We start from the raw sequence: 15,458 nt of genomic DNA, 5'->3' as shown, positions 1-15,458 counted from the left end.
CGCGATCGAGGAACGCGGGCCGCGCGCCCATTGCCGCGCGGCCCATGTCAGTTTCCCTCGGCGGCCGTGGTCACGGCCCTGGCATACTCCGCGACCACGGCGTTGCGCACATGCGGCATTTTGAGAATCTGGTCGCGAAGCTCGTCGCTGTAGGGCAACGGGTTGTCGGCTTCGTCGGTCAGATCGTCGAGCCGGCGCACGGCGGCTGTGAGGAACGCATCGGTCCCCGCCGCTGTCTTCATATCGAAAGTCGAGGTCTGATCGGTCGGCAGGTAGTTGTAGGTGACGGTTATTTCTTCGGCGAGGTGACCGCCGTCGACCGGCGTCATCACTTTGACCGGGATGGTGAAGGTGCGATTCTTGACGACTTTGAACACGGTTTGAAGCCTCCCGTAACGAGATCAGGTCAGGTCAGGACGATGGAGAACTGGTCGTTGCCGCTATCGGTCGACAGCGGAGTGAGACGGATCACGCGCTCGGCGACCCCCTGCGAGTTGGTCGCGGGATCGGGCCGCCGGACCTGCGACGTCGGTGCGTTGACGGTGACGATGTTGCCGGCCGTAATCCCGTGCGTGATCGTCACCGGCACGCGGGTCTGCGCCTTGGCGAGAGAGAAAGGGTTGAAGGTGGCGAGCGCGGTGACCTCGACCGTGGCGTCGATCGACTCGGCCCGGTCGACGATCACGATCTTCTCGTCGGGTACAAGCAGTCGTCTTTCAACCTGACAGCCGAGGTTGAACGCGAAGCTGCGCATCGTCAGCGCGACGTCGTTGATCTTGAACTGCGGCGTATGCGCCTTGCTGGCGATCAGCGGCTTCTGATACGCGGTGAATGTGCCGGTGGCGCGGGTGACGTCGGCCGGGTCGATAAACAGGCCGGTGAAGGTCCACCTGATCGTCGGAATGCCCTGGGCGCTGATGGTGAGCACGCCGGTGCCGCGCGCGCCGGCGAACGCGTGGCAGATCCCGCCAAGCCAGTATTTGAAGTACAGGCTTTCCTCATCATCGCTGACCGGTGAATAGGTCACCGACGTGTCTTCCGAGATCGTCTCCGCGCAACCGCAGCCGATCGCCAGCACGCCCCAGGCCGGCGCGGTGCCGGCGGCGCCGGAGCCGGCGAGTTCGGTGTCGAACGAGATCACGACATGCAGCCCGGCCGGGACCGTGGCCTGGGCCGAGAGGAACGCCTGCAACAGATCGCGCGAAACGTCCTCGCCTTCCATCGGCCGCAACTCGATGTTCTTTGCCAAGATCGCGTTGTTGGAGCCGGTCAGGGTCGGGTCGGTGGCGTAGCTCGCCTCGATCTTGGCGAGCAGCAACTGATGCCGCCACTTGATGGAGTCAGCCATGGTTCTTCTCCTTGCGCTTCGGCGGCCTGGATGCGCGCGCCTCACTGGCCGGGCGCGAGACCGGCTCCATCGGAAGGCCGGTCTCCCGATCGATCCGCGTCAGCGAGCCGTCCTTCTCGCGGCGATAGCTGCCGCCGCGCTGCGGTTGCTCGATCATGGATAGTTGTTCCCGGCGGGCAGCTCGCGCTGTACCTGCGACCGAGCGGCGATCGAATCGACCAACTGTAAGAAGCTGCTCAGCGCGAACAGGAATACGAGCACGGCGATCGCGCGGCAGATCACCCTGGTCGTTACATCGGGCTGATCGTCAGGCATCATGTTGCGATCCTCAACTGGTCGGCGAGCCGGAAATCGATCTGGTAAATCACAAGCCCGGCGGTGACAGACACCAGCCGGCCGCGCGTGACGTTGAAAACGTCAACCGCGTCATCGGGCGCCCAGCCGGCCACGACGCCGACGACCTGGTCCTTGAGCGCGTCGACGGTCGGCACCGCGCGCTTGGCGCTGGCGTCGCCGTGAGAGCGGATACACAGGATGACGCCGATGGCGCTGTCGATGATCTGCGTGTGCAGGCCGGCGGCGGATTCGCCGCCACGGTCATCGAAGCCGAGATCGACGACATAGGCCGCGACTTCGTTCTGCGGCATCGCGCCGGCCTCGACCAGGGCCGCGAGATCGGCGACGAACTCCACGCGCCCCTTGAGATCGGCGACCTCGGTGTCGATCCGGTCGACAACCTGCTCGACCAGCGTTGTCATGGCTGCGCTCCCGCACCGGCGATCCATTCCTCGGCGATCTGGATGATCTCGCGGCTGTCGTCGTCATCCAGGCCAATGAACGGCCGCGCCGGCATGCGGATGGCGCGGGCGCCGATTTTGGCTTTCCGGGCGCGGTCCGCCTTCGAGGGTTTCGCGAAACGCGATCGACCGGTCTTTTTATTGACCTTGAAATGCAGCACGGCGGTGCGCGCCGCCTGCTGAATAACGCCGCCGAACTGATGGATGGCGGCGTAGATGGCGTTGGTGCCGACCTCCAGGCCATTGATCGCTGCGACATAGGTGATGGAGCGCATCAGCCGCGCGGTCTCAACCAGGGTCTTTCCGCCGGTAGCGAGCGCCCGGATCGACGGCGGCCAGGGCGAGCCGTCCGGGCCGACGCCGCGCTCGAAGCGCATTTGCGTCGACGTCACCAGCGACATGCCGATGTTGGCGAAAAGGCCGCGCTTGTCGCTGGCGCGGCGGGTATAGCCGGCGAGCTCCGCGAGCGCTTCCTCATGACCTGACAGGTCGACTGTGATCCGAGCGCCCGCCATCAAATGAAGCCTTTCAGGCTTTCCGGCGTCAGCTCGCGCTCGCGGTCGATGGTCTGGACGCCGCTCGCGCCTGACGACGCGGGCTCGACGCCGGCGATATCGAGCCGCACCGCGCCGGTTCCGATCTGGCCGAGCAGCTTCATGGCGTCGAGGTAGTCGAGCCGGATTTTCTCGGAGACCACGTCACGGTGCATTTTGTAGATCGCGACGGCCTGGGCGATGTCGCGCAGCATCGGCGGCGTCGACGGCAGCGGCAGCCGGTAACGGCCGAGCAGGAAGCCGTTGATCGCGGCGTCGGTGTCCTCGAGCGCCCGCGTCACCACGCCGGCGTCGATCTCACCGGCCGGCGGAGTCGCGCGGTCGGTGAGATCGAGCAGCATCCGCGCGCCGAAACGCTCGACCAGGTCGGCTTGCGAAGTGTAGGTCATGACGCAGCAAGCTCCCGAAAAACGTCGTCGACGCGACGCACTCGGATAATCCCGCCCGCGAGATCGTCGACGTTGGCCAGCAACGACACCGTGCCGTCGCCATGATCGACGACGACCTCACGCGGCCAGCCCGTGCGTGGATCGACTGGTTTGCGCGTCACGGACGCATGTCCCTGACGGCCACAAGAGGATTGCGAATTTGATCGAGCAGTGCATCGGCGAAGCCGAGTGCGCCGCTAAAGACCTTGATGTTATCCGGACCGGGCGCGCCGGGCTTCTCCATGACAGCCAGGCATTGCTCGGCTATGGAGCGCAGCGAGGCGCCCGCCGCGAAAGCAGCACGGCCCTCGCTGTAGCTATCTTCGTCGATCTTGATCATCGCTGGCGGCTCCGTTCGGTTGAAGGTGGCTGCCGCGGCGTCGTCTCCCGCCGCGGCAGCATCCGCCCGCCGTTTGTCAGGGTCCGATCCCGTGTGAAAATCGGATTCGGCGAACGAATCTCAAAATGGGTGCGGGGGACGGATTCGAACCGCCGACCTCGTGGTTATGAGCCACACGCGCTAACCGGGCTGCGCCACCCCGCAGGCAATCGTTGCTAGTCAGTCGCCGCGATCGACCGCACCTCGATCAAGGCACTCGCGCTGTCCGCGCTATAAGTCGCGTCGGCGGGCTTCAGCTGGCCACTGGCGCGAACCTCGATCACGCGGGCGTCGTCGACGTCGGGCATCGCGTTAATTGCGAGAATGACGAAGCTGCGCACCGCCTCCGGCACGTGCGTGATGCGGTCGAGCTTCTTCAGGGCATGGGGGCGAGAGCGAGCTATGAAGTGGAAACTGAACGACATGAGACGAACGTCCTTTCGTGGATGATCAGTCGACCTTGTCGACGAAGGTCGCGGTGAGCAGGTTGTCGCCGGTGATGGCGACGATCTCGGCCGGGCTGAGATCGGTGAGCGGTATCGTGACTTCCGCGTCGGTGAAGGCGCGGCCGGCGCGGCGGCGCGATGTGCCGCGGCGAACAGTTCTGACCACGAGGAAGCCCACCGTCTTGCCGCGCACGGTGACAGCGACTTCGTCATCGGCCACAGGTTCAACGATGGTCGTGGCGACGGCTTCCTCCGCGTCGGCCTCAACCTCTTTCGCCAGCGTTTCCCTGGCCGGCATCTTTTTTGCCCGCGAAGCCATCAGGCCAGCCACGAAACGACGAGCAGCTCGGCGGTGCCTTTCCACTCGTTGGTCTCGCCGCCGGCGGCGAACTCGTTGTTGAGCAGCTTGCGAGCCGCGCCCTCGTTGCCAGGGGCGACGACAAGCAGGTTCGGCGTGAGACCGAGCGGCTGCTCGTAATCGCCTTTCATGCCGGAGAGCGCCGCGCGCGCCGCCTTGTAGTTGTCGGCATTGAGAGCTTGCTTTGAGCCCCAGCAGAACTGCCAGAAGCCGAAGCCCGCATTGTTGCGGCCGTCGGAGCCGTAGACGAATTCCTTGTTGTGGAACACGCGATCGTCGGTTGGCGCGTCCTTCGCCACGAACTGGAATTCCTTTCGGACCTGAAAGATGATCGGCTTCAACGCACGATGATCGTCGATCAGGAACCAGGGCGAGCCGGACCCGTTGTCGGTGTTGGCCACCGACTGCGGGTTGCCATCCTTGTCGAGCACCGGATGATCGGTGTCGAAATAGTTCTGGCCATCGTAACACAACGTCGACCAGCCGCTCTTGAGCAGCGAGAAGCACATGTCGTCGGGATGCGCGGCGGTCGAGCGCCCCATTTCTTCGAACATCGGCGCGTAGATACCAAGGTTGTCATCCTCGATGTCGTCACGATCGACGCCGATCGTTAGTTCGAACGACTTGTTCTTGATCGCGTAATCGTGTTGCTGGAGGTTCTGCACCGCGCGCGGGCCTAACCATTCGCGCACCTTCGGCACCTTGCCGAGCCAGCCGTATTTTTCTTCCTTCGAAGACGACGGCACGACGGTGGCGATGCGAGTGTACTGCGATGGCGCGATGCCGAGACCTTTCTGAAACGAGGTCTTGAAGCCGACGCGAAGGCTGTCGAGGTTGGCGGCGTTGACGAGCATTGAGATCGATCCTTGATGAGGTTGAAAATCGCGAGGGCGAGCGTTAGCCGCCGCCTTCCGGCAGCGTTATGCCGGCGATGTGGCTGCGCACGCGCGCTTCGTTGAATTCGACCCACACGCCCTGGGCATCGACATCGACGATGAAGCCCGCGATCGAGCGCGTGTTGGTGCCGCTGGTTTTCGCCACCGTCTGATCGTCGACGACGTAACAGGGCTTACCGATATCAGCGATCGCGATCGCGTCGGTGTCGGCGGAGTTGGCGAAGCGGAAGACGCCGGGCTCGACGTTGATGCGCCGGTCGCCGGCCACACCGCCGGAATTATCGACCCGCTCGTTGGCGCGGCCGACACCGACCAGCGTGGTGGAGACCGCGCCCTTTGTGGCGTAGCCGGTGGCGTTGCGGCACACGATGGCGCCGGCGTAGATCAGCACGGCGGCCATCGGCAGCGACAGGATGCTGCCCGCGGCGCGCGGCGTGTTGCGATCGGAAGTCAGGGCAGTCATCAAAAATCTCCGGGTCAGATGGAGGGATCAGCCTTTGAAGGGATCAACCTTCGACCGTCTCACTGGCGAGCGTCTTGGCGTAGTCGTCCGGCTTGATGCCGAGCATCTTGGCCGTCGCAAGCTGCGCAGAGTTGAGCGCGACCTTGCCGTCCTTCGAAGGCGGCGGTGGCGTCAGGAACGCGCCGGACGGGCCGAGCGTCGGCATGGCGTTGATTTCCCTTTCAACGCGCGCCGGATCAATCATGTGCATCGAGACGTAGTGATCGCGCAGCGGCTTGACGCCGACATGGCCGGACTTGATCGCGCCGTCGACGAAGGCTTCCGCCTTCTCGCGCGACGTCACCTCGGTGAGCGCGTTCAAGCGCTTGGTGACGTCGTTCAACTCGCTCTGCAGCGCGGCGAGCGCGGTGCCGCCGCCGGACTTGAGCGCGGTGACGGCGGATTGAATCGCGGTCGCCGTGGCGTTCGACTGAAGACCGACGATGCGCGCGATCGACGCCAGCGCCGGCGCATCCTCCGCTTTCTCGGCCGTCGCTTCCTTGATCCTGGCTATCACGGCGTCGACGCCGGCATCCTCGGCAAGGCCGAGCAGCGTGCGGAGCTGCGCCAGCAGCGCCCCGGCCTCGGTCGCATTCAGGGCGGGGCCGGCCGGCTGCACCAGCGACGTGATCTTGGCGATAACGGCCGCCTCATCAGCGTCGTCGGCCAGCCCGAGCAACGTGCGCAATTGAGCAATGAAATCCATCGTCGAATCCTCGGCATGAAGCGCGGCCATCCCGCGCAGGTTCGGGGTGTTGGTGAGCGAGCCGCGCAACAGGCGCGTGATCTCGCCGCCACTGGTGTGGGTGAAGACCGGCGAAATGAACCGATACGAACGGTCGGCGAACAGCGTCTTGCCAGACTCGTTCCACTCGACGCGCGCATAGAGGCCGTCCTGACGGGCCTGCAGCGCGGTCGCCCAGCCGCGCGCCGGCGAAGGCCGGCCTTCCGGCGCGGCGAGATCGATGGAATGGTTTTCGTCGATCGGCAGGCGCCCGCCGGCCGCCTGCAGGCTGGCTTCAGCGAGCCTTGAAGGATCGTTCAAGCGGTATGGGCCGCGGCCGTCGACGGTGCGGATCACGCCGTCGCCGGCCGGGATCATCATGATCCATTCCGGCGCGCCGCCTTCCGCGTTCAGCGCGATGGGCGCGCCGACGCCGATGGCGACGTTGAGAGCTTTTTGGGTGTTGCGGCCTGACATGGCCGCACACTGCCCATGGCGGCGACGGCTGATAAGCTGACAGGTGTCAGCCGAAAAGGCCGGGGGAGCGGTGATTCTGCGTCGGGGATGGTCGCACTACCGCATGACGATGGCGGGATGGCAAGGTGTGTCAGGGGTGACGCCGCGAATCCCGCTGGCTCAAGCACGTTTTGGGGCGTTTTCTGGTCGGAGCCGGAAACCGGCCCCTGAGACCGGGCCGGAACCCCCGCCAATTCGCCACAGGTGCTTCAATTTAATCTTCAATAAAATCCCGGCCCACAACCAGCGGCCAGGGGTGTCAGGGGCATCACGGGGCCGGATTTCCAATTTCGGGATTTTCGCGGGTCGACCAGGCCCGGAGATGGGGTTGACCCCACCTTGAAGCGGGCCTCATCCCCGCTTCAATCATCCAGGAGTGCCGGCATTTCGCCCGGCCGGTAAGAGAAGCCGGGATCAATGCCTTCCGGCGCGGTGACCACTCGCGGCCCGCCCGAGGTCATGATGACCTTCTCGACCATCCTGGTCTCCGGCGCTTTCGCCGCGACGCTGAAGCCGTAGCGGTCGAGATCGCGGGCGTTGAGGCTCTGCACCGTGCAGTGGCAGTTCCAGCCGTTAGGCGGGTAATGCGTCTGCCACCAGGGATCATCAACCGGCAGCACCAGGTTGTGCCATGACTGGTGTTCCGGTCGCGGATTCTCCTGACCTTCAAGGTGGACGTAGCGCAGATAAGGCCGTTCAGCCTTCACCTCCTGGATCTGCTGCCAGCGGCCGGCGGCATAGGCTGTCGACATGTTGGTGTCGAAGATGATGCGCGATCGCCAGTTGCGACCGCCGTTATAATCCCAGCCGTGGTCGGCGACGATGCGGTCGAAGTCTTTGCGAAAGGTCTCCAGCGTCTCGCCGCTGGCGATCGCCTTGTTGACGGCGTCGTGGAAGTCGCGCACCAGCGCCTTCGTGGTGGCGCCGGCGACCGTGAAGGCGGCCGAATGCTCCTGCTGCCACAAGTCGGTCCACATCGCGGTCGGCATGTCGACCTTCTTTTTCAGAAAGTCGATAGCCTCGACGAAGTCTACGTCGAAGGGTTCGACGCCCGCCTGCAAGGCGGGAGGGACGCAACCGCACGCGCAGGCGCGATAGGGCCAATGCATTGGCCTGCGCACAGGTCTACGCATCGAGAAGGTCGGCGCGGCCGGCGAGATTGGCGACGACGCGCGCCATCTGCAAAAGCCCTGCGAAGTTGGACTCGGCCATGCCGGGCTTCAGCGCCGCGAGCTCGGCGCGCAGCTCATCCAGCGTGTGACATCGTGTGACAAGGCCGCGCACCTCATCGATCATGCCGTCGATGCCGGGACCGCAGAGCCGTTCGGCCCGCCGCCGCAAGGCGGCGATGTTGTCGGCGGTTTCACTCGCCCGCGACGCGTTGAGCGCGGGCGGCGCGCCGAAACCGCCTCCGCCGAACATGTCGAACGGCGACGATGATGTGGGGGGCGTCAATAGTTCCTCGCCGGCATCCGGGTCGGGTATTCCAAGCTTGTCGTTCATCCAGCTCTTGCTGACCTTGAGCCCGAGCGGAACCAGCGCGCGCACGTTGTTGGCGAGCTGAGTCAGATCGGTCTCGTCATCCTTCCCGATCCGCAGCCGCGGATAGGCCGACTGGTTGCCGTATTCGAGCTTGATCCACGGCCGCACCAGATCCCGGTTCAGAATCGCGGAGAGCGCCTTGGCGTCGGCGCGCTCGATATCCTTCTGCACCTGCCGGTGCTCCTGGCCGACCGCGTGGCCGCCGGCGATCGCGTCGGTGGTCGCGGTCTGGCCGAGCACCGCCTTGGACATCTGCTGATCGAGCCAGTCGCAGCGCTCTTTATAAAGCACATGGCTGGCGCCGATGTTGGGCGCCTGGATGAACTCGATCATCATCGATTCCGGCACGATCGCGGCGCAGTCGCCGGCGATGTTGGCGACTGCGCGGAACAGCGTGTCCTTGTCGTCCTGGCCGGAGCCCGCCGGATACTTGCCGACGCGGACCGGTTGTCCGAACGTCTGCACAAAGATCGCCCAGTCGCGCTGGGAGAAAGCCTTGAACATCCAGAACCACGTCGCCAGCCGCGCGATGCCGGAGCGGATCGGCAGGCCGGACTTCGCGCGCAGCGTCGCCGAGATGAACTTGAAGGGCGTCAACGGCACGTTGCCGCTATTGGTGCGCAGCAACGGCGTCCGGCCGTCGCGGCGGTCGAACGTGAACCAGCGCGGATCGCGATATTCGAGCCGCGCCGGCTGCCACTGGCCGGTCGATGTGTCCCAGATGATCTCGGTCTGGCTGAAGCCTTTGCCGACCGCGTCGAGCACGTCGAACAGTTCATCCTGCAATTCATCGCGGTTGAGCCACGCGCGGATGCGGTCGGCCTGCTCGACGTGGAGCGGATCGTCGCTGGCTGCATCCACGAAAATTTCAAGCTGCGAGACCGATCGCTTGCGGGTGCCGAGCACGCCGACATAATGCATGTCGCGCTCCTCGATCTGCTCGGCCAGCTCAAGGTAATCGAGCGGGTCGCCCTGGTCGGCCTGCCGCAGCATGGTGGCGAGCCGGCGCGGGTTGAGACCGTCGGCCGGATAGCCAGTGATCGGCGTGCGCACGCTGCCGAGCGCCGGACCGGCGACTTCCGCCGTGAGCGTCTCGCGCCGGATCGGCTGACCATCGGGACCGTACAGCACGGGTTTATCGGGCACGGGATTCTCCTTCGATCGGCACCGGCCGGCAGAAAGCGCAGCGCACGACGTCGCGCATATACACATCGTCACGGCGCTTCTGCTCGACCTGCATTGACGCGTCCCGAATGCATTCGGCGCAAATGAAAGTTCGAACCGGACCGGCGAGCATCACGTCGGTTTCCCGATTCGATTTGCCGCAAAATGAGCAATAGACCGGATCGGGCTCAGCCATGATCATCTCTTTCGGTGAGTTGCAGGCCGAGATTGTCGAGCGCCACCAAGAGATAGTCGGCCCATTCTTCGGCGAACTTCCGGTGCCCCTGATCGAGATTAAAAAGGTACCACCCGACAGGGTCGCGCAGTCGCACATCGTAGTGCATCTGCACTTCATATTGCGAAGGCTTTGACGCATAGATCGATGCTGCGATGCGCTCGCGGATATGGCCGGTCGGCTCAACGGTTTCGCCGAACCTGTTCTGGATCGGATACGGCATCGCCATTACCGTATCCCCGCGCCGAGCGGCGGCTTCCACCAATCGCGCAAGCCGTCGTCAACATCGTCCGCCAACCCGGCGTCCGTGCCGGCGCGATCGGTCGAAGCCGCACGGTAATCGAACTCAACGAGTGTGCCGCGCGTGTGCGCGTAGGCCAGCACCACGGCCACCGCGACATCGCCGTGGCGCTTCTTGCCGTCTTTGTCAGTGGTGCGCACGTCGGGGATGCGCGGCACGCCGCGCAGCTTGGTGACGATGGCGAAGTCGTCGAGTTGGTCGGCGCCGGCCGGCAGCGTGATCCAGCTATCCTCGAAGGCGGTCTTGAGCGGCGGGAAGTTTTCCAGGTACCAGTCCGCCGACATCTTCACCTGCTCGACGCGGAGCACGCCGTATTTCTGCGCGGCGACCTCGGCGAGATACGCGCCGTTGCCGGTAGCGTCCATCTTGCCGCCGGTGAAGCGCGGCAGCCGATCGCAAATGTAGAACAGAACCTGACGCTGCTGTTCGAACGGAATGTTCAGCATCTCGACCAGGAACGGCACCGTCCGCCGCAACGTCTTGCCGATCTCGATCGGCGCGATCACCGACAGGTCCGACTTGCGGCCGAAGTCCTGCCCAAACCCATGTTGCCGGTCGGGATCGAGCGCCTTCAAGGCCGGTTCAAGGTGCTGTTCACACCATGCGAGGATGTCGCTTTTCCGCGCTTCTTTCGGCAGGAAGGTGAAGCTGTCCGGCCGCTCCAGGCGGAACACCGGCAGATCGCCGTTCATCCGCGCCTCGACAAGCGGGCGCGGGAAGTATGCGCCACCGCCTTTTGAGGGGATGCAAAACAGCTCTTCGTCGGCGTCGTCGCCGTAGTCGTTGATGACGCCGGCACGCCACGCGGCCTCGGCCTCCGGCGACCAGGTCTCGCCGGTGCGCAGACAGACGCGCTGATAGAGGCCGTCGTGAAGCGCTTCGTCGAAGTCGCAACTCAGGACGTGATAGCTGTTGCGCTTGCCGTGTGCGTCCTCGATCAATTTGTTGAAGTAGTTGTCGGCTCCAAAGTGCGTCGAGATCACCAGAACCCGGCCGCCCCAGATCAGCAGCGCCAGCGCCGCCTTCATGACGCCAGCGAGATCGTCGTGGAACGCCGCCTCATCAATGATGACGAAGCCCTGCCGGCCGCGCAGCGAGCGCGGTCGCGACGCCAGCGCGATGATCTCGAAACCGGACGCAAACTGGATGCGGAACGCCTGGATGCCTTTATCCGGGTTGCCGTCATCGAACATGAATTCTTCGGTGGCCGACACGGCGGCGTTGAACGCCCGTGCCCACATGCCGCACACGTCGATGAACTCGCGCGCCATGTCGAGGTTGTAGCCGATGTAGAAGGTATCCATGCCGCGGGCCGTGCGCGCCTTCGACGACGTCAGAACGGCGTCGGAGCCGATGCCCCACGTTGCCCCGATACGCCGCGACTTTACGCAGAGCACCACGCGGTAAATATGGGTCGCGGTCAGCAGCCGCTTCTGATGGCCGAGCAGCACGCCGTCGATGCCGCTGGCCGATTGCGCGAGCTGCATGCCGACATCGAGGCCGGCGCGGCGAGCCTCGATCCATTCGGCTTCCGTGATCTGGCGCGGCGCGGCGTCGATCATTTCACCCCCGCCAGCCAGAGCATGCCGAAGCTGACGATGGCGACTACCGCACAGATCCCGGCCCATTCATCGCGCTGGCCGTTAAAGGCCATGCCGAGCCATGCGCGCGCGAGCGCGATGAATCCGATCGGGCCGAGGATCGCGGCGACGATGTTGACCCACGTCATGCCGTCCTCGCATCGATCAGCGAGAGCCCGTCCTGCACAAGCTCGACAAGATCAAGTTGACGCCCATCAGTAACGAAATCTGGCTTTCTGGATTTCTGGCCAGCGGGCAGCATCCATCGCGCGGGCGGTGGCACGATCGAAGGGTCGGCTCGCTCCCACCTGAAATATCCGAGCGCGCCGACGGCCGGGATGAAGCCGCAAGGTATGGCTTTCGCCAGCATCAAGGCGCGCGGGCCGAAATACCACCGGCTCTGCGGCGGCTGGCTCGGCTTCGTGACGCTCGTGACATCGACACTGCCGATGATGCCGCCGCGCTGCAGCTCATGAGCCGGCGGGCACGTGACGCCGATCTTCGCCATGAACTCGGCCGCGCCTTCGTATTCGTCGCGCGTCATGCCTTTTGCGGCATGGATCGCGATGCGCCGCTCGATCGGTTTCGGCAGATGCCGCAACATCAGCGGACCACGATTCTCACAGTCCTTTCCATGAAAGATCGCCCAAGCCCAGGGCTGGCGAACCGACAGGGCGATGTCGGGAAGATCGATCAAAGCCCGACCTCCTGCAAGAATCCCTCAAGGCCGACCGGCTGTGCCTGGACGGTGAAGTAGCTTTCGATCCGCTGCCAGATGCGATCATGACGCGCGCACAGCAGCCTGCCGACCTGCTCGACCGTTTCGCGTCGGATCGACCCTTTCGCAATCCGACGCTCGACGCGGCGGCGCATCCTTCGCTCATGCGCCGTGAATTTTTTCCAGTCAGCGCGAATCTCTGCGGGCAGCAACCGCCAGCACTTTCCGCACACGATCTTTGCGTCCGCATCGTCGGCAGAGCTACGCGCGGCCGTACGCCGGCAGTGAGGGTTGAGACATGGAATGCGATCGGGAGACGACGACATGCTGCACCATCATCCCTTCTTCTCGATGCCGAGAATCTGCGACACGATCGCGTCGGCGGTTTCCTGCGAAATGCCCTTGACCTTGGCGACCTGGTTGACGGCGGCCCTGGCCTTGGCGTGCAGTTCTTCCTCGATCTTGCGGCGGCCCGCGTGACTGAGGTTCTGCGATTCCACGGCGTGCTTGAGCGCGCGCGAGGTCATCATCAGCATTTCGGCGGTGTCGCCATCCGGCGACAGATCGCCGGCGTTGCCGAGCATTTCGCTGATCAGCGTCTTGAGCGTCTCGGCAACCATCAGCGTCAGGTTGTCGTCGCCGGACTGTTCCAGCTTCGGCGCGATGACGCGGGCGATCTCGCGGGTTTCTTCTAAGCGGCGGGACAGAATGGCGATGCGCAACGCGGTGCGATTGAAAGCGGAGCGCGAGATCACGGGCGGCTCGGCCGCCGCGTCATGGCTCAATGAAGCCGCCTTCAAGCGCGCGTTGAAGCCGTCGAGGATTTCAAGCTGCGAGAGCTTGCGCTCCTTGAGTTGCTCGAATGCCCACAGCTTGGCCTCATCAGCCCAATCAGGAAGCGTGTCGATCGCCGACAGCCGCCCGCGCTTCGCCCGCCCATGTCGCGCCATGGATCAGTCCCTCGGCCGCGACGGCCGTCGAATGCCTGGGATTATGAGACGACGCTCGACGTGCTCCGCACCCTTCGCCGTCAGTTCCGCGATGACGCACGAGCCGAAGCTCGATAGCTTCACCGCGCCGACGTCGGCGAGCCAGCGCAATTCCTCCCGCAACCAATCGCGAGATTTGTTGATGGCAGCCATATCGAGCACGGAGCCAAGCCGCGAATCGCTGGCCGCACCGTTGTCCTCCGAATGAAGCTCTTTCAGAATGATGAGGCGCGCTTCTTCGCGAATGATATCAGTCATCGGGCAACCTTTTCCAAAAGCACTTCCTGAATCCGATCGGCCATGGCCGAGATCGGTTTGACCTTTTCCGAGATCCCGCGCATCTCGGTGCGTAGCTCGCCGATCGCCAGCTCCAGCCGGTGCGTCGTGTCCTTATCCGGCATGTGCTCGATATGGCTCTGCATGCGCGTGATCTTGTCCTCGGCGACGTCGATCTTCGCGGCCAGATTGGAGACATGATCCTTGCTGGCCTTGGTCTCCACCTTGCCCTCAACCTCGGCGATGCGCGTCTCGTTGCGGCCGGATCGATGTGTGATGACCACAAATATCAGTGTCCCCATTGACGTGATGACGCTGAGCCACGACGCCAGCGCGCCGAATTCGATGCTCAACGCACTCACGGGCGCGCCTTCCAGCATCCAAGTTGCTCGCCGTGCTCGTTGTGGGCGAGGATGCTGGCGGCGGCCGTCAGGTCGTTGCGCGCGATCTCATCAACGGTGCTGGCCCGCATCCGGATCGGCTCCCAGCCGTCGCAGGCGCTACCGTTCATCGTTGTCTGGCACCCAGCGACCAAGACGCTCGCGCAGATCATCACCATTAAGGGTCCGAACCTCATCATTCTTTTTCGCGCGCTCCCGCAGGTTATCGAGTGACTGGCGTTGCTGTTTGGCTTGCTGGACGGCCTTGCCGGCCGAAAACACTTTCGCGAACGCAAGGCCGATCGCGGCCGCGATGCCCAACCCGGCCGCGAGCGCGCGGCCGACCTTCGAGGTGGCGAGCCATGTGATCACCGCGCCGATCATGCCGGCACCCCGAGCACGTCACCCTCGATCGCGCGTCGCGCGACGCGGGACTTGTGCGCGGCATAGATCGAATAGCCGACGCCACCGACCGCGACGACGATTCCGGCGATGGTGAGACCGAGATAGATGTTGGTGAGCCAGTCGGCGGTGCCGAGGAAGGGCTGCAACTGCGCCTGCGCGCCCTGGATAAGCCCGGCGAGCGCGCCACCGCCGACAGCGCTCCTGGTCGAGGTATCAGCGTCGATCGCCGGCTGCATCACGTCGCTGGCATACGCCTTGGCGACGCCGAAGGCTTCGACCGGCGCCGGGCCGACCGAACCGCTCGCCCAGGCCTGGCCGATCGCCTTGACGCTGGCGACACGCGCGCTCCAGCCCTTGCCGAAGGTGGACCACGTTTTCAAGTTCTGCAGCATGCCCAACCGCCGCGCGCAGATCGCGGCGATCAGCGCGTCATGGTCAGGGTGCTGGCGCGCGGCGTTGATGGTGTTGATGCCGACGTGGCCATCGGCCGCAACGCCGAGCGCGCGCTGAAGCCACAGCGCGCTCTGATACGGCCCGGAGTTCACCGCGCCGTCGAACACGACGAGGCTCACGCCGCGCGGCAGCTCGTCGGCGCGAACGGCGTCCCAATATTGCTGCTTGTAAATGGCGTTTCGCTCCGCGATCCAGTCCGGCTGCCCGCGCATCGCCGGCGTCAGGGGCCGCAAATCGCGACCGTGACGGCAGCGATAGGCGTCATAGACGCGCTGAATCACGCCTTCGAGCGTGACGCCGCCCGGATCGCGCGGATGGTGGGAGAAGCCGCCCTCGTGCTTCAGGGTGACGGCGAGCGATTGTTCGAACAGGGTCATCAGTGAGGCTCCGGCAGCGGAGCCTCACGAATCCCGTAATTACCCGATTAGCGCCATCTGACAGGTGTCAGACGATCCACGTGAAACACG

The 15,458-nt window shown here is 64.6% G+C and carries 28 protein-coding genes and 1 tRNA gene; all 29 read right to left on the bottom strand.

From position 1 onward, the window contains the following. Positions 1-47: 47 nt before the first annotated feature. Complete coding sequence (locus tag NWI01_RS00900; RefSeq protein ID WP_141381864.1) at positions 48-377, bottom strand: hypothetical protein; 330 nt, start codon at positions 375-377, stop codon at positions 48-50. A 29-nt stretch (positions 378-406) separates the two neighbouring features. Next, positions 407-1,348 carry a phage tail tube protein gene (locus NWI01_RS00895; protein WP_141381863.1) on the bottom strand — a complete coding sequence of 314 codons (942 nt, stop codon included), beginning with the start codon at positions 1,346-1,348 and terminating at the stop codon, positions 407-409. Further along, the gene (locus tag NWI01_RS18725) at positions 1,341-1,505 is read right to left on the bottom strand and encodes a hypothetical protein (protein WP_181410321.1); all 165 of its coding nucleotides are present in this window, start codon (positions 1,503-1,505) and stop codon (positions 1,341-1,343) included. Before NWI01_RS18725 ends, NWI01_RS00895 begins: the two co-directional genes overlap by 8 nt. Beyond that, on the bottom strand, positions 1,502-1,666 hold the full coding sequence (locus tag NWI01_RS18720; RefSeq protein WP_181410320.1) for a hypothetical protein: 165 nt from the start codon (positions 1,664-1,666) through the stop codon (positions 1,502-1,504). The genes NWI01_RS18725 and NWI01_RS18720 overlap by 4 nt, the downstream gene beginning before the upstream one ends. Beyond that, complete coding sequence (locus NWI01_RS00890; protein WP_141381862.1) at positions 1,663-2,106, bottom strand: phage tail terminator protein; 444 nt, start codon at positions 2,104-2,106, stop codon at positions 1,663-1,665. The genes NWI01_RS18720 and NWI01_RS00890 overlap by 4 nt, the downstream gene beginning before the upstream one ends. Continuing rightward, positions 2,103-2,660 (bottom strand): phage virion morphogenesis protein, encoded by a 558-nt coding sequence (locus NWI01_RS00885; protein ID WP_141381861.1) that lies wholly within the window; start codon positions 2,658-2,660, stop codon positions 2,103-2,105. The genes NWI01_RS00890 and NWI01_RS00885 overlap by 4 nt, the downstream gene beginning before the upstream one ends. After that, positions 2,660-3,088 (bottom strand): gp436 family protein, encoded by a 429-nt coding sequence (locus NWI01_RS00880; RefSeq protein WP_141381860.1) that lies wholly within the window; start codon positions 3,086-3,088, stop codon positions 2,660-2,662. Before NWI01_RS00880 ends, NWI01_RS00885 begins: the two co-directional genes overlap by 1 nt. Further along, on the bottom strand, positions 3,085-3,249 hold the full coding sequence (locus tag NWI01_RS18715; protein WP_181410319.1) for a hypothetical protein: 165 nt from the start codon (positions 3,247-3,249) through the stop codon (positions 3,085-3,087). The genes NWI01_RS00880 and NWI01_RS18715 overlap by 4 nt, the downstream gene beginning before the upstream one ends. Next, complete coding sequence (locus NWI01_RS00875; RefSeq protein ID WP_141381859.1) at positions 3,246-3,467, bottom strand: hypothetical protein; 222 nt, start codon at positions 3,465-3,467, stop codon at positions 3,246-3,248. The genes NWI01_RS18715 and NWI01_RS00875 overlap by 4 nt, the downstream gene beginning before the upstream one ends. 126 nt (positions 3,468-3,593) lie before the next feature. Beyond that, a tRNA-Met gene (locus NWI01_RS00870) sits at positions 3,594-3,671 on the bottom strand. 11 nt (positions 3,672-3,682) lie between these two features. Then, a complete protein-coding gene (locus NWI01_RS00865) occupies positions 3,683-3,931 on the bottom strand; it encodes a hypothetical protein (protein WP_141381858.1) in 249 nt (82 codons plus the stop codon). A gap of 25 nt (positions 3,932-3,956) precedes the next feature. Then, on the bottom strand, positions 3,957-4,250 hold the full coding sequence (locus tag NWI01_RS00860; protein WP_210242932.1) for a hypothetical protein: 294 nt from the start codon (positions 4,248-4,250) through the stop codon (positions 3,957-3,959). A 20-nt stretch (positions 4,251-4,270) separates the two neighbouring features. Further along, entirely contained in the window at positions 4,271-5,164 is an 894-nt protein-coding gene (locus NWI01_RS00855) for a Mu-like prophage major head subunit gpT family protein (protein ID WP_141381856.1), read from the bottom strand. A 43-nt stretch (positions 5,165-5,207) separates the two neighbouring features. Then, positions 5,208-5,669 carry a hypothetical protein gene (locus NWI01_RS00850; RefSeq protein WP_141381855.1) on the bottom strand — a complete coding sequence of 154 codons (462 nt, stop codon included), beginning with the start codon at positions 5,667-5,669 and terminating at the stop codon, positions 5,208-5,210. Positions 5,670-5,712: 43 nt separating this feature from the next. After that, positions 5,713-6,909 carry a phage protease gene (locus tag NWI01_RS00845; RefSeq protein WP_141381854.1) on the bottom strand — a complete coding sequence of 399 codons (1,197 nt, stop codon included), beginning with the start codon at positions 6,907-6,909 and terminating at the stop codon, positions 5,713-5,715. Positions 6,910-7,310: 401 nt separating this feature from the next. Then, positions 7,311-8,069: a phage head morphogenesis protein gene (locus NWI01_RS00840; RefSeq protein WP_210242931.1), complete on the bottom strand. Its 759-nt coding sequence runs from the start codon at positions 8,067-8,069 to the stop codon at positions 7,311-7,313. A 4-nt stretch (positions 8,070-8,073) separates the two neighbouring features. Further along, the gene (locus NWI01_RS00835) at positions 8,074-9,636 is read right to left on the bottom strand and encodes a DUF935 domain-containing protein (protein ID WP_210242930.1); all 1,563 of its coding nucleotides are present in this window, start codon (positions 9,634-9,636) and stop codon (positions 8,074-8,076) included. Next, positions 9,626-9,850, bottom strand: coding sequence for a ClpX C4-type zinc finger protein (locus NWI01_RS00830; protein ID WP_210242929.1), 225 nt, complete (start codon positions 9,848-9,850; stop codon positions 9,626-9,628). The genes NWI01_RS00835 and NWI01_RS00830 overlap by 11 nt, the downstream gene beginning before the upstream one ends. Then, on the bottom strand, positions 9,843-10,118 hold the full coding sequence (locus NWI01_RS00825) for a hypothetical protein (RefSeq protein WP_141381851.1): 276 nt from the start codon (positions 10,116-10,118) through the stop codon (positions 9,843-9,845). Before NWI01_RS00825 ends, NWI01_RS00830 begins: the two co-directional genes overlap by 8 nt. Continuing rightward, complete coding sequence (locus tag NWI01_RS00820; RefSeq protein ID WP_141381850.1) at positions 10,118-11,752, bottom strand: hypothetical protein; 1,635 nt, start codon at positions 11,750-11,752, stop codon at positions 10,118-10,120. The genes NWI01_RS00825 and NWI01_RS00820 overlap by 1 nt, the downstream gene beginning before the upstream one ends. Beyond that, positions 11,749-11,919: a hypothetical protein gene (locus NWI01_RS18710; RefSeq protein WP_181410318.1), complete on the bottom strand. Its 171-nt coding sequence runs from the start codon at positions 11,917-11,919 to the stop codon at positions 11,749-11,751. Before NWI01_RS18710 ends, NWI01_RS00820 begins: the two co-directional genes overlap by 4 nt. Continuing rightward, positions 11,916-12,467, bottom strand: coding sequence for a hypothetical protein (locus tag NWI01_RS00815; RefSeq protein ID WP_181410317.1), 552 nt, complete (start codon positions 12,465-12,467; stop codon positions 11,916-11,918). Before NWI01_RS00815 ends, NWI01_RS18710 begins: the two co-directional genes overlap by 4 nt. After that, positions 12,464-12,643, bottom strand: coding sequence for a hypothetical protein (locus NWI01_RS00810; protein WP_141381849.1), 180 nt, complete (start codon positions 12,641-12,643; stop codon positions 12,464-12,466). Before NWI01_RS00810 ends, NWI01_RS00815 begins: the two co-directional genes overlap by 4 nt. Before the next feature lie 180 nt (positions 12,644-12,823). Next, positions 12,824-13,438 carry a DUF3486 family protein gene (locus tag NWI01_RS00805; RefSeq protein WP_141381848.1) on the bottom strand — a complete coding sequence of 205 codons (615 nt, stop codon included), beginning with the start codon at positions 13,436-13,438 and terminating at the stop codon, positions 12,824-12,826. 3 nt (positions 13,439-13,441) lie between these two features. Continuing rightward, the gene (locus tag NWI01_RS00800; protein ID WP_141381847.1) at positions 13,442-13,735 is read right to left on the bottom strand and encodes a VpaChn25_0724 family phage protein; all 294 of its coding nucleotides are present in this window, start codon (positions 13,733-13,735) and stop codon (positions 13,442-13,444) included. Further along, the gene (locus NWI01_RS00795) at positions 13,732-14,115 is read right to left on the bottom strand and encodes a DUF2730 family protein (protein WP_181410316.1); all 384 of its coding nucleotides are present in this window, start codon (positions 14,113-14,115) and stop codon (positions 13,732-13,734) included. The genes NWI01_RS00800 and NWI01_RS00795 overlap by 4 nt, the downstream gene beginning before the upstream one ends. Continuing rightward, complete coding sequence (locus tag NWI01_RS18705) at positions 14,112-14,264, bottom strand: hypothetical protein (protein WP_181410315.1); 153 nt, start codon at positions 14,262-14,264, stop codon at positions 14,112-14,114. Before NWI01_RS18705 ends, NWI01_RS00795 begins: the two co-directional genes overlap by 4 nt. Then, positions 14,254-14,517 (bottom strand): hypothetical protein, encoded by a 264-nt coding sequence (locus NWI01_RS00790; protein WP_141381845.1) that lies wholly within the window; start codon positions 14,515-14,517, stop codon positions 14,254-14,256. Before NWI01_RS00790 ends, NWI01_RS18705 begins: the two co-directional genes overlap by 11 nt. Next, on the bottom strand, positions 14,514-15,368 hold the full coding sequence (locus NWI01_RS00785; protein WP_141381844.1) for a glycoside hydrolase family 108 protein: 855 nt from the start codon (positions 15,366-15,368) through the stop codon (positions 14,514-14,516). Before NWI01_RS00785 ends, NWI01_RS00790 begins: the two co-directional genes overlap by 4 nt. Positions 15,369-15,458: the final 90 nt, after the last annotated feature.

This window comes from Nitrobacter winogradskyi (assembly GCF_006539545.1).
Classification (GTDB): Bacteria; Pseudomonadota; Alphaproteobacteria; order Rhizobiales; family Xanthobacteraceae; genus Nitrobacter; species Nitrobacter winogradskyi_A.
This window is presented reverse-complemented; position numbering and strand designations above follow the sequence as displayed.